At 45.7% G+C, this 12,880-nt stretch carries 12 protein-coding genes; 4 read left to right on the top strand and 8 right to left on the bottom strand.

The window, feature by feature from the left end; genetic code table 11:
* Positions 1 to 17: 17 nt before the first annotated feature.
* Both zwf and AABA11_RS12920 read left to right on the top strand, forming a co-directional pair.
* A complete protein-coding gene (gene zwf / locus AABA11_RS12925; RefSeq protein ID WP_265729888.1) occupies positions 18 to 1,493 on the top strand; it encodes a glucose-6-phosphate dehydrogenase in 1,476 nt (491 codons plus the stop codon).
* 41 nt (positions 1,494 to 1,534) lie between these two features.
* Complete coding sequence (locus tag AABA11_RS12920) at positions 1,535 to 2,161, top strand: bifunctional 4-hydroxy-2-oxoglutarate aldolase/2-dehydro-3-deoxy-phosphogluconate aldolase (protein ID WP_338268552.1); 627 nt, start codon at positions 1,535 to 1,537, stop codon at positions 2,159 to 2,161.
* A gap of 87 nt (positions 2,162 to 2,248) precedes the next feature.
* On the opposite strand, the gene AABA11_RS12915 is transcribed toward AABA11_RS12920, so the two are convergent.
* The 5 genes from AABA11_RS12915 to rpsU form a co-directional block, all read right to left on the bottom strand.
* Positions 2,249 to 3,655 carry a PhoH family protein gene (locus AABA11_RS12915; protein ID WP_338268550.1) on the bottom strand — a complete coding sequence of 469 codons (1,407 nt, stop codon included), beginning with the start codon at positions 3,653 to 3,655 and terminating at the stop codon, positions 2,249 to 2,251.
* A gap of 328 nt (positions 3,656 to 3,983) precedes the next feature.
* A complete protein-coding gene (gene rpoD / locus AABA11_RS12910) occupies positions 3,984 to 5,822 on the bottom strand; it encodes an RNA polymerase sigma factor RpoD (RefSeq protein WP_265729891.1) in 1,839 nt (612 codons plus the stop codon).
* Positions 5,823 to 5,937: 115 nt separating this feature from the next.
* On the bottom strand, positions 5,938 to 7,938 hold the full coding sequence (gene dnaG / locus AABA11_RS12905; RefSeq protein ID WP_338268548.1) for a DNA primase: 2,001 nt from the start codon (positions 7,936 to 7,938) through the stop codon (positions 5,938 to 5,940).
* A gap of 4 nt (positions 7,939 to 7,942) precedes the next feature.
* A complete protein-coding gene (locus tag AABA11_RS12900) occupies positions 7,943 to 8,389 on the bottom strand; it encodes a GatB/YqeY domain-containing protein (RefSeq protein ID WP_265729893.1) in 447 nt (148 codons plus the stop codon).
* A gap of 140 nt (positions 8,390 to 8,529) precedes the next feature.
* A complete protein-coding gene (gene rpsU, locus AABA11_RS12895) occupies positions 8,530 to 8,745 on the bottom strand; it encodes a 30S ribosomal protein S21 (protein WP_009835737.1) in 216 nt (71 codons plus the stop codon).
* Between the two features lie 453 nt (positions 8,746 to 9,198).
* On the opposite strand from rpsU, the gene tsaD reads away from it, so the two are divergent.
* Together tsaD and folB are read left to right on the top strand one after the other, a co-directional pair.
* Positions 9,199 to 10,236 (top strand): tRNA (adenosine(37)-N6)-threonylcarbamoyltransferase complex transferase subunit TsaD, encoded by a 1,038-nt coding sequence (gene tsaD, locus AABA11_RS12890; RefSeq protein ID WP_338269686.1) that lies wholly within the window; start codon positions 9,199 to 9,201, stop codon positions 10,234 to 10,236.
* 2 nt (positions 10,237 to 10,238) lie between these two features.
* A complete protein-coding gene (gene folB, locus AABA11_RS12885) occupies positions 10,239 to 10,604 on the top strand; it encodes a dihydroneopterin aldolase (RefSeq protein WP_338268537.1) in 366 nt (121 codons plus the stop codon).
* Here folB and AABA11_RS12880 read toward each other — a convergent pair whose 3' ends face one another.
* From AABA11_RS12880 to AABA11_RS12870, 3 genes are read right to left on the bottom strand one after another with little or no spacing between them, the layout of a single operon-like run.
* A complete protein-coding gene (locus AABA11_RS12880; protein ID WP_338268536.1) occupies positions 10,605 to 11,723 on the bottom strand; it encodes a tRNA nucleotidyltransferase/poly(A) polymerase-related protein in 1,119 nt (372 codons plus the stop codon).
* Positions 11,724 to 11,729: 6 nt separating this feature from the next.
* Positions 11,730 to 12,050 (bottom strand): thiosulfate sulfurtransferase GlpE, encoded by a 321-nt coding sequence (glpE, locus tag AABA11_RS12875; protein ID WP_265729895.1) that lies wholly within the window; start codon positions 12,048 to 12,050, stop codon positions 11,730 to 11,732.
* Complete coding sequence (locus AABA11_RS12870; protein ID WP_338268534.1) at positions 12,047 to 12,874, bottom strand: symmetrical bis(5'-nucleosyl)-tetraphosphatase; 828 nt, start codon at positions 12,872 to 12,874, stop codon at positions 12,047 to 12,049. The genes glpE and AABA11_RS12870 overlap by 4 nt, the downstream gene beginning before the upstream one ends.
* Between the last annotated feature and the right edge of the window lie 6 nt (positions 12,875 to 12,880).

Genomic DNA, 12,880 nt, shown 5'->3' with positions numbered 1-12,880 from the left:
TAGTTGGAGAGTAAAGAATGAAGGCCAGTTTGAAAGCCTGTGATGTTGTCATTTTTGGTGGTGGTGGTGATCTTGCAATGCGTAAGTTACTGCCGGCTTTGTACCATTTAGATATGGATGGGTTGCTCGCTCCGACGACTCGAATTATTGGAGCCTCAAGACGTGAGGTTGCCACTGAAGAGTACCAGACAAAGATTCGAGCAGCGCTTGATGAATTCGTTCCCTCCAGTATTGGTGACGACAAAACGTGGCAGCGTTTTAAGCAACGTTTAAGTTATGTGTCGGTTGATGCTCAGCAAGAGTCCGACTTTGCTCGACTAAATGAGCACCAAGTCGGTGGTGATGACCGCGACGTTGTGTTTTATCTGGCCACGTCCCCAGATCTGTTTGGTTCTATTTGTTCTTCTTTGGCCTCGCATGGTTTGAACGCTGACCGTATGCGTGTGGTGTTGGAAAAACCGCTGGGCAGAGATTTGGCGTCTTCTCGTGCGATTAACGATGAGGTGATGAAGAACTTTAATGAGCAACAAGCGTTTCGTATTGACCATTACCTAGGAAAAGAGACGGTTCAAAACCTGTTGGCAATCCGTTTTGGTAATACGTTGTTCGAGCCATTATGGGACAGCGCACACATTGATAACGTGCAAATTACGGTATCAGAAACCGTTGGTGTTGAAGGGCGTTGGGGATATTACGACAACGCTGGTGCCATGAGAGACATGGTGCAAAACCACTTGATCCAATTGCTGTGTTTGGTAGCGATGGAGCCGCCAGGTCGTATGGATGCAGACTCGGTTCGAGATGAAAAAATCAAAGTCTTAAAAGCATTGCGTCCTATTGCTGGTGCAAATGCGTACACAAAAACCGTTCGTGGACAGTACGCAAAAGGCATGATCAAAGGGAAAGATGTAAAAGGGTATTTTGATGAAGAAGGGAGTAACCCTAATTCAAGAACAGAAACGTTTGTCGCTTTGCGGGCTGATATCGATAACTGGCGTTGGGCTGGTGTGCCGTTTTATCTGAGAACGGGTAAGCGTTTGGGTCAGCGTTATTCTGAAATCGTGATTCAATATAAGGCTGTTCCTCACAGCATTTTTAGCGATGAAAGTAATCGCCAGTTGCAGCGGAACCAATTGGTGATTCGCCTTCAGCCAGAAGAAAAAATCTCTCTAACGGTAATGAATAAAGTGCCTGGAGCGAGCGAAGGAATGAATCTGCAACCGGTAGATTTGAACTTGAGTCTAACGGAAGCATTTAATGATAAGCGTAGCCCTGAGGCCTATGAGCGCTTGCTGTTGGATGTGATGCGCAACGATGCCACCTTGTTTATGCGTTACGATGAAGTGGAGGCCGCTTGGAAATGGGTGGACGGTATTATGTCTGCTTGGAATCAAACGAGCGAGCGTCCTAAAGAATACGCATCTGGTTCATGGGGGCCGGCCGCATCGATGGCATTGCCTATTAAAGACGGCCGCAATTGGCACGACTACTAAGTCAATTGGACTGAAAAATAAGCCGATAAAAGGAAAGCGAAATGACTCAAACTTATACAGCTGAACAAGTGATGACAGCGACGCCTGTGGTTCCTGTTATTGTTGTCGACGATGTAGAGCAAGCGGTTGCGTTGGGCAAAGCACTTGTTGCTGGTGGCGTGCCTGTGTTGGAAGTGACATTACGAACGCCTGCGGCTCTAGAAGCGATTGCCGCGCTGCGTAAAGAAGTGCCTGATGCAATTGTTGGTGCGGGGACGGTGTGTTCACGTGCGCAATATATTCAAGCGATTGAGGCCGGATCTCAGTTTATCATTAGCCCTGGTATGACAGCGGATTTATTAGCAGTCGGCAAAGAATACGATGTGCCGTATTTGCCAGCAGTGGCGACCATTTCGGATGTTTTGTTGGGAATGGAATACGGCTATGACCGTTTTAAATTCTTTCCTGCTGAGGTAAATGGTGGAGTGAAGGCGTTGAAGGCGTTTGGTGGGCCATTGCCGCAGATTAAGTTTTGTCCGACTGGCGGAATTGGCGCGGACAATTTCCGTGAGTACTTGGCGTTGCCAAATGTACTTTGTGTAGGGGGTTCTTGGATTGTGCCAACCGATTTAGTGCGTGCTGGAAAATGGGATGACATTACCGAGCTGGCGAAGTCTGTCGCTCGCTAAGCCTTTTCTTATTGTGTTAAAAAAATGGGAAGAACGTAGGTTCTTCCCTTTTTTATTGCCTTTTCCCAGCCTAAAATGGCGTGTTTTTTATAGGTTTTCTTCCGCAAATTCCGCAAGTCGGCTTCGTTCGATGCCGTTAACATGCATAATACTGGCGTATTTAAAGGATTTTGTTTTTTCCACCAAGTAGGTGAGTCCCGAAGTGAGTGGGGTGATGTACTTATTGTCTATCTGTGCCAAGTTACCTAAAACGATAATTTTTGAGTTGCTACCCACTCGTGTCACGATAGATTTAAGTTGAAATTGCGTTAATCCTTGAGCCTCATCAATAATGATTAGGGCGTTGTTGAATGAGCGGCCGCGCATGAAGTTAAGAGATTTAAACTGGATGTTGGCCTTTTGTTTAACATAATCGATACTGCTAAAAGAGTGTTCATCTGCGCCGTGTAGGATTTCCAAGTTGTCATCAAACGCGGCTAACCAAGGTGCCATTTTCTCTTCCTCAGTTCCTGGTAAAAAGCCAATGTCTTCCGCCATTGGTGGGGTTGATCGAGCGACAATGATTTTATTAAAGCGCTTCTCTTCCATGGTTACCTGTAATCCGTAGGCAAGAGCGAGTAAGGTCTTTCCTGATCCTGCAGGTCCTGTCATTACCATTAAGTCGGAATTGTCATGGCGTAATAAATAAAACGCCATGGCTTGTTCTAGGTTGCGCGGGTGAATGCCCCAAAAGTTTTGGTTCATTAGATGTTGCTTGTTTACATCAAGTAAATAAACAAACTCTTGATCTGTATTGACCACAAAGCCAATAAAGTCTTCATCATCAATGACAAACATATTGAGATAGATATTAGGCAAGTGGGTTTTGTTAATGACATGGACCGTGTGTCGGCCATGGGCTTCTGTTTTGACGCTATCAATGGTTGACCAGAAACTGCCTGTAAATTGAATGTAGCCCTTGGTCATTAAATCCAAGTCGTCTAGAACGCGGTCTTTGCGGTAATCTTCCACTCGCTCCAGGCCAGATCCTTTGGCTTTGATCCGCATGTTGATGTCTTTTGTTACTAGGCAGACTGCAGAGCGAGGGTGAATGGCTTGTAGGCTAAGTCCAACATTGATGATGCGGTTGTCGTTGGCGTGGTCATGGTTGCCATTCAAAAAAGGCACGTTATCCGTAAGTGTAATTTGTTGATCTGGATAAATGGCCAAGGAGCCTTCGCTGCGCTTGTTTTGGTCTTTGTCTACATCGTTACTAACAACGCGTATTGGGACGCCTGCCTGTAGCTCTCGGGGAGAGGCGTCACCAACTATTTTATCAATGGTATTGATCGCAACACGCGCTTCACGACTGACGTCTTTGTCTCGCCTGTCTTTAATAACGTCAAGTTCTTCAAGAACGGTCATGGGAATCACGACTTTGTGTTCGGCAAACGCATAAATGGCCAATGGGTCGTGCAACAGAACATTGGTATCAAGAACGTAGATTTTTTCCATAGAGTATTACTCCTGTAAAGAACATGAAGTTGTCTTTTGAAAATAGAAAATCGATCTGTACGGGCAATGTGATTGTGTTGTTGTGTGTTTTGAGGGGTGATAGCAAGGTTGTTCGTCGGATGCAAATCCAACCAAAAGGGGAAATATTGAGCTGAGTTTCTTTTTGACTATGGTTTTAAGCAAGCTATGCCTCACTGTCTTTTTCCATACTCTAAATAGAGTGTATGACAGTTTTGTTGCTTATGCTTGTTCTAATTGAGTTTTTTTATCTGTTTTAGGCATAAAAAAACCGCTGCTTAGGCAGCGGTTTTTCTGTAAACAGGTCGTTTTACTCGTCTAAGAAGCTTCTTAGGTGTTCTGAACGACTTGGGTGACGTAGCTTCCGCAAGGCTTTCGCTTCGATTTGACGAATACGTTCACGAGTAACGTCGAACTGCTTGCCCACTTCTTCAAGAGTGTGGTCAGTGTTCATATCGATACCAAAACGCATGCGCAATACCTTAGCTTCACGAGCGGTTAAGCCTGCAAGAACCATGGTAGTCGACTCACGTAAACCTTCAATCGTAGCGATATCAATTGGAGATTCAGCACCATCGTCTTCAATGAAGTCGCCTAAGTGTGAATCTTCATCATCACCGATAGGGGTTTCCATTGAGATTGGTTCTTTTGCAATCTTCAATACTTTACGAATTTTGTCTTCTGGCATGTCCATGCGAGCGGCCAATTCTTCTGGCGTGGCTTCGCGTCCCATTTCCTGCAGCATTTGACGAGAGATACGATTAAGTTTGTTAATCGTTTCGATCATGTGCACAGGAATACGAATTGTACGAGCCTGATCGGCAATCGAACGAGTGATTGCCTGACGAATCCACCACGTAGCGTAAGTCGAGAACTTATAACCACGACGGTATTCAAATTTGTCTACGGCTTTCATCAAACCGATGTTGCCTTCCTGGATAAGGTCCAAGAATTGTAAGCCACGGTTTGTGTATTTCTTCGCAATAGAGATAACCAAACGAAGGTTAGCTTCAACCATTTCTTTTTTCGCACGACGAGCGCGAGTCTCACCAATAGAAATGCGACGATTGATTTCTTTCAGTTCCGCAATCGTTAGGCCAGTTTCTTTTGTTACGGCACGAAGCTTGCGCTGGCTGCGCATAAATTCGGCTTCGTTTTCTTCAAGCATGGCTGCGTAATCAGCACCAGAGGCGATTTGCTCTTTTAGCCAGTCGGCATTGGTTTCATTGCTTGGAAAACGTTTTAAGAATTCCGTGCGTGGCATGCCTGATTTGCGTACACAGACTTGCATGATTAGGCGTTCTTGTTCACGCACTTTTTCCATGCGAGAGCGTACGCGCTCAATTAAGTCGTCAAACAGCTTAGGAACCAATTTGATTGGTGCAAAACTGATGCTTAGCTCTTCTTGTTTATTCTGTACCGCAGGATCCTGTCTATTGCTGTTTTCAAGCAAGACTTTCAGCTCTTCATAGATGCGCGAAATATCATTAAAGCGCAGAGCTGTTTCTTCTGGATCTGGGCCATTATCTGTTTCTTCTTCAGTGGTTTCAGTGTCGTCATCATCGTCGTCACTGTCTACCGAATCTTCTTCAATAATAGGCTCTTCTGTGGCCGTTTCTTCGAAAACAGGCTCTTCGCCATCGCCATCAATGAAACCGCTAAAAATGTCGCTAAGACGACCTTCCTCTTCTTGTACTTTTGCGTATGCGTCTAGCAATACATCCACAGCACCAGGGAAATAGGAAATGGCCGCCATTACTTCGCGCGTACCTTCTTCGATGCGTTTTGCAATCGCAATCTCGCCTGCGCGAGTGAGTAGCTCAACCGTACCCATTTCACGCATGTACATGCGGACAGGGTCAGTTGTTCGGGTGATATCACCTTCTACAGCCGCTAATGCTGCTGCTGCTTCTTCTGCAGCGGCCTCATCTGTGGCATCACCTTCTTCCATAAGAAGGTTATCTTTATCTGGTGCAACTTCAGAAACCGTGATGCCCATGTCGTTGATCATGGCAATGATTTCTTCTACTTGCTCCGGGTCTGAAAGGTCATCAGGGAGGTGGTCATTAACTTCAGAAAAAGTTAGGTAACCTTGTTCTTTACCCTTGGAGATCAGCTCTTTGAGACGTGACTGTTGAGTGTCTGGCATTCGACAACCTATCGTTAGAAATTCATTTGGGAGTTTAGCAAGCCGCGGATTATAACAAAATCAATCACTTTTATCCACCGAATCCTTTCTTTTTTGAATGAAAAGTAGGCAGTATTTACCGTTTTTTTTGTCTAATTAAGTCCATCAAATTCCGTAGTTCTTGCTTGCTGCTAGTATCCTTTATGGATTCGTTCCCTCGACTTTTCAACCGTTCAATACTGCTATTTAAGCCTAAATTTTTCTCAAGTGCCGAAATCATGTCTAGCACTTCTTGCTGTGCATTGGATATTTTTTGCTTTGTTGTGGCATCTTGGTGGTTTAAAAGTGCGTAAATGGCCGACATCGTGGTGGTATCTGTCGTTTCGCCAAGCAAGTGTCCCGTGTTTTTGGTTGGGTGTTTTGCAAAATATCTCCATATTTTGCAAAAAATCTGAAGCTCTTCATTGGCTTGATTAACCAGTGGGTCAGGCAAATCAATCTCTTTCGCAATGTGCGGATGAAACAGCAGACACAATGTGGCCTGCTTAATCTTGCTCAGGCTGGGTGCGGCAGGCGGTAAAGCGGGTTCGTCATTGTAGAATTTACCTTTGCTAAAGGGTTTCTTTCCGAATGGTTTTTTGGGCGAGCCTTGATTTTGGGTGTGACTGGTTGGAGCTGCGTAGTCAAGGTACTGAGCATCGCCGTACGCGTCATGAGGCGGCTCGTAGTCATAATGACTTAGGTCTGGGATGTCGCCTTCAAAGTGCTGTGCTAAGGGGGTGTTGGCTTGTTGTGTTGGTTCTTGGCCTTGTGTGGGGACTTGGTGGCGTCGGGTCTTAAAAACGGTGTTTCCAAGGGTTTCACTGTCTATGCCTGATTGATCACTAAGTTGGCGAAGTAGGACTGAGCGAAAGGTCAGTTCTTTTGGGATTTGACTGATCATTTCCATGGCATTGCGAGCAAATTGAGCTTCACCTTCTTCATCGCCAAGAGTGACCTGATTGCGTGCGTGATCAAATAGCACATGTGACAAAGAAGAGGCATCTTCTAATCGATGGTTAAAGGCTTCTTTGCCTTCTTTTCGGACTAGTGAGTCTGGGTCTTCGCCTTCGGGTAAAAATAAAAAGCGTACTTGTTTTTCATCCTGCATAACAGGAAGGGCAGCTTCTAGCCCTCGAATGGCGGCAGAGCGACCGGCCTTGTCGCCATCAAAGCAGAGTACAACCTTACTGACCAGTTTGAATAGTTTGCGTATGTGTTGGCTGTTGACGGAAGTGCCTAGCGTGGCAACGGCATTGGTGATGCCATGCTGAGCCAAAACAATCACATCCATATAGCCTTCGACGACAATGATTTGGTCGAGTATTGGGGTATTTTGTTTGGCTTCAAATAAGCCATAGAGCTCTTGGCTTTTTTGGAAAACTGGTGTCTCAGGGGAGTTTAGGTATTTGGGCTTTTCGTCTCCAAAGGCGCGCCCGCCAAAGGCTATGACTCGACCTCGGGAATCGCGAATGGGGAAGATAATGCGATCACGAAAGCGGTCGTAATAGTGTCCGGGTTGGTCTTTTTTCTCGATTAACATCCCGCCAAGTAAAAGTTGCTCTTGGCTTTCTGCACGAGTACCTACTTTTTTAAGTAGGTTGTCCCAGCCAGATGGGGCGTAGCCTAAGCCGAATACTTTCGCTATTTGCCCAGACAGTCCACGATCTTTGGACAAATAGTCGGTGGCTTTTTTCTTGTCTGGATGCTGGGTTAACTGTTGTTGATAAAATTGTGAGCTTTCTGATAAACGCTTTAATAACTCGGCATTTTGTTCGTACCTATCGGGTGCACCTTGTTCGCGAGGCACTTCCATACCGGCGTCTTTGGCTAGCACCTCTATGGCATCAACAAAATCGAGGTGATCGTGTTCCATTACAAATGAAATGGCGTTACCGCCAGCGCCACAGCCAAAGCAATAATAGAATTGCTTGTTTGGATTTAGGCTAAAGGAAGGGCTTTTTTCATTATGGAAAGGACAGAGGGCGCTGTAATTTTGCCCCGTTTTTTTCAAGCTAATACGAGACGCAACCACATCGGTTAAGTCGGTGCGAGCCAAAAGCTCGTCTATAAACTGATCAGGAATGCGTCCCGCCATGGTATTAGCCTAGTTGTGCTTTAACTTGTTTGCTGATTTGCGCCATATCGGCACGGCCTTGTACCTGAGGTTTAACAATGGCCATCACCGCCCCCATTTGCTGCATTGACGTGGCGCCAGTTTCTGCGATTGCGGCTTTTACAATCTCACCGACTTCGTCGTCCGTCAATGGGGTTGGTAAGAACTCGCTGATGATTGCCATTTCTTCTTGTTCGATTACGGCTAGATCTTCACGGCCGCCATCAATAAATTGCTGATTTGAGTCTTTACGCTGCTTGTTCATTTTATCAAGTACAGCGAGAACGCGTGCGTCATCTAGCTCTATACGCTCATCAACTTCGATTTTTTTGCACTCAGACAAAATGGTACGGATAACCGTAACACGCTGTTTCTCTTTCGCACGCATGGCGGTTTTAAGTGTGTCTGAAATGTGCTTTTTTAAATCTGACATAGGATCCTCTTTACTTTCTGGTAGGCAAATAAGCAAAAAAAACGGCTAGTTGAATAACTAGCCGTTTTTTATATGACTAAACGTTAGTAACGTCTAGGCAAAACATTTGTTTTGATCAAATCGCCAAACGGCAGATTGGCCTAGTACAAACGTTGGAATTTCTTTTGCTCACGAGAAACTTTTTTCGCGTGACGTTTAACTGCAGCAGCGGCAGCACGTTTGCGAAGAGTTGTTGGTTTTTCGTAGCATTCACGACGACGAACTTCAGCCAAAACGCCTGCTTTTTCACAAGAGCGTTTGAAGCGACGTAGAGCGATGTCAAATGGTTCGTTATCTTTTACTTTTACAGCTGGCATGTTATTACCTTCAATAATATTTTTTTAAAGTTTAAGTATTCACAAAAACAGCGTGAATCATACCCGTATTTAATGGGCTTTCAAAGCGCGCTTTTGTTGAACAGAGTGTGATCTTGTATAGATCGGATTTTTCTAGGCTAATAAAGCCTAACCCTGAACAGACTGTGGTCGCGTCTGTAACTGTATTCATTTTTTAAGAGGGTGTTTGGATCGCCATATCATTTACATAAGCAGCACTAAATATAAGAAGTGCTTGCATTAGACGCTATGTGCCAAACGAAAAAAATCACCTGCCTTTTAATTTAAACATTTAAAACGCGCGGATTATAATGGCTTTGATCTTCGATGTCTAATTTCTTTCACCCGTCTTGCGTTAGGAAATGCTTTTTCACTCTGCAATGGTAAGAGGAGATAGGGTACAATGCGCTTAAATTATTGATTGAGATTATTCAAGTGAAAGTATTGGGATTAGAAACTTCTTGCGATGAGACAGGGATCGCTATTTACGATACGGATAATGGTCTTTTGGCTCACAAGATTTACTCTCAAATTGCGCAGCATGCCGAATACGGTGGTGTAGTGCCAGAGCTTGCTTCCCGTGATCATGTGCGTAAGACACTGCCGCTGATTGATGAAGTGCTTCAGGAAGCAGGGATGAAAAAGTCTGAATTAGATGCGATAGCCTACACAAGTGGCCCAGGTTTGGTTGGTGCTTTGATGGCTGGCGCTACGATCGGTCGTTCTTTAGCTTATGCGTTAGGCATTCCCGCGCTGGGTGTGCATCACATGGAAGGGCATCTTTTAGCGCCAATGTTAGAAGAATCCCAACCAGCGATGCCTTTTATCGCTTTGCTGGTTTCTGGTGGCCACACTCAGTTGGTTCGAGTCGATGGGATCGGCGAATATCGCCTGTTAGGACAATCACTTGACGATGCCGCAGGTGAAGCGTTTGACAAAGCAGCCAAAATGATTGGGCTGCCGTACCCTGGTGGACCGCAAATTGCAGCGCTCGCCAAACAAGGTAATCCTAAGTCGGGGCTTAAATTCCCTCGTCCTATGACAGATCGTCCGGGCTTGGACTTTAGCTTCAGTGGTTTGAAAACCGCCTTTTTAACGGCGGTTCACGATGCATTGGACAACGACGCATGCGATGAGCAATTTAAAGCGGACGCCGCGTTAGCGTTTGAAACTGCTGTGGTGGATACCTTGGTCATTAAGTGTCGTCGTGCACTTGAGGCGGAAGGTCTGAAGCAGTTAATTATCGCCGGCGGCGTGAGTGCGAATCAGCGTTTGCGTGAGCAGCTTGAAAGCCAGCTTAAAAAAATCAAAGCCAGTGTCTTCTACGCGCGACCAGAATTTTGTACTGATAACGGAGCCATGATTGCCTACGCAGGCGCACAGCGTTTGCTGAATGGTCAATCATCCGAGTTGAGCTTGTCGATTCGTGCTCGTTGGCCGCTGTCTGAACTGCCACCTTTGAAGGGAGCTTAATAATGAATGATGTGGTGTTTATCGAGGGCTTAAAGGCTCAGGCCGTTATTGGTGTTTATGACTGGGAAAAAAAGATACAGCAAGATTTGGTCTTTGATTTGGAAATGGAACATGACAACCGTGTGCCTGCAGAAACAGACGACCTTGCGAAAACATTAGATTACGAGGCCATTTCGAATTACATCCTAGCGTTTTGTGCCGAGCGTCAGTTTGAGTTGATTGAGACATTGGCAGAGCATTTAGTGGGCGAGTTAATTGGGAAATTCAAGTTGAATGCGGTGACATTAACATTGCGTAAGCCTGGCGCGGTAGCCTCTGCTCAGGCTGTCGGTGTGAAAATACATAGAAAATCAGCGGTCACGTATTAGTTAGGCGTGACGCGACTGTATTAACGGTGACGCTTCTTGAGCCAATTGAGTCAACGCCTCAGCTCTGGATGCTTTAAGGCCTAAGCCGAGTTCCGCGCCACTCAAACCTTGCTTTATCAGCGCTGTTGCCGTTACGGTCGCTGCGGTGGCACGTAACGCTTGCCAGTCTTTTATATCGGTATGTGTTAAGTGGCATAAAACCTCAATCAGTAGTGTAAATGGTTGAGGTTTTTTTATGGCGTTCACTGACGTTAACCAGTTTTCCCACTCGGCTGCGGCCATTGGAATGCGTTGATTTTCTAGAAATCCGCGAGTTTGTTCGGCCAGAATTTTAAACTGATTAGAGCAACGAATACGTTGATGTAATTGCGTTAGCGCTTCCAGTGGCGTGTGTTGGATCAGAATGGCCCAGCGTTGTGCTGGCGTGAATTCTGAGTGCTGCAAAGTATCGACAAGTGCTTGGCTGTCTTTCCAAACAAGTTCAGGGAATAATTTGTCCAATGCATTGGCTGCGCTTAATACAGAGAAAAAGGCATGGGAATGCTGCGTGTTCAATGCTTTTTCCAATTCTTTCCAAATGCGTTCGGCGCTCAGTGTTGCAAGCTCTCCCGATTCACTAATGGTCTGCATGAGAGCGAGTGTTTCAGGAGCAATAGTAAAGCCGAACCCTTGAAAACGAGCGGCAAAACGAGCCACTCGTAACACTCTTAATGGGTCTTCTATAAAGGCGTCCGAGACGTGTCGAAACACTCTGTTGATCAGGTCTTGCTGGCCATGGTAAGGGTCGATCAGGTTGCCATGTTGGTCTTGCGCAATGGCGTTAATGGTCAGGTCGCGGCGTTCTAAGTCTTCTTCTAGACTGATATCGGGTGAAAAGTCACAAATGAAGCCTGTGTAGCCTTCGCCTTGTTTTTTTTCTTTGCGGGCAAGCGCGTATTCTTCTTTGCTTTTTGGGTGTAAAAAAACAGGGAATTGTTTGCCAACTTGCTGAAAGCCTTGTTGCTCAAGCTGTTCTGGTGTGGCGCCCGTGACGACCCAATCTCTGTCGACAACGGGTAGTGACAGTAAAGAATCTCGTACTGCGCCACCAACAAGATACACTTGATAAGGGGTTGTCATGCTTGGTTAATTTCCTGTTTCGCACTGCTCAGGAAACATGGCGCTCCACTGACTGAAGCCGCCATTAAGTGAGTACACTTCTTTGAACCCTTGTGAGGCTAGGTATTCAGCCGCGCCTTTGCTGCTATTGCCGTGATAACAGCACACAATCACTGGCTGTTGTTTGTCTGTTTTCTCAATGAAGTCTTGGACGTTGTCATTGGTGAGGTTGAGCGCTTTGCTCATGTGGCTGGTTTGAAAGCTAACCAAATCGCGAATATCTACAATAGCGGCGTTGTTTTCTATGATGGGGAGGGCGTCTGAAATATCGATACAAGTGTAAGTCATGATTTCTTCCGGTTAATTGTGCAAGGTGTACTAAAGCGTTGTCTGTCTTCAAGGCGCAATGCGGTTAGGCTACCACCCCAAACACAGCCGGTATCCAATGCGTGGATACGATCTTGTTGGGTTTTGCCTTCCAGTGCAGCCCAGTGTCCAAAAACAATGTGACAGTCTTCAGGGAGCTTGGTCGGGTAGTTAAACCAAGGCGCATAGCCTTTTGAAGCAGTATTGATGCCTTCTTTGGATTTCAAATCGAGCTTGCTGTTTTTATCGCAAAAGCGCATTCGCGTTAAATAGTTGGTGATGGCGCGAAGGCGGTCTAACCCCGTGAGTGTGTTGTCCCATTGATTTGGCGTATTACCATACATGGTGGCAAAAAATTCATCAACAGTGTCGGACTTGAGCTTCGTTTCTACTTCTTTTGCGAAGGTCAACGTATCTTCTAGGCTCCAGCACGGCGGAATGCCGGCGTGCGTCATAACAGTATTCAGTGTTTTATCGTAATGGCACAAAGGTTGTTGGCGTAGCCAATCCATTAATTCATCTCGATCTCTGGCCGAGAGAATTTCTGTTAGTGTATCGCCGCGCTTTAGTGTGCCAAATCCATGAGATACCGCCAGTAAGTGTAAGTCGTGATTGCCCAATATGACGGTCGCATTGTCCCCTAATGACTTAATAAAGCGCAGTGTTTCAAGCGATTCGTGGCCACGGTTTATTAAGTCACCCGCAAACCACAATTTGTCTTGTTCTGGACGATATTGGATTTGTTCTAGCAATTGTACAAGAGGGGTTAGGCAGCCTTGTAAGTCGCCAATAACGTAGGTCGACATAGAAAA

Origin of the sequence: Marinomonas pontica, from assembly GCF_036322735.1 — a bacterium.
GTDB lineage: Bacteria > Pseudomonadota > Gammaproteobacteria > Pseudomonadales > Marinomonadaceae > Marinomonas > Marinomonas pontica.
The sequence above is the reverse complement of the archived record's forward strand: the minus strand, read 5'-3'. Positions and strand labels throughout refer to the sequence as shown.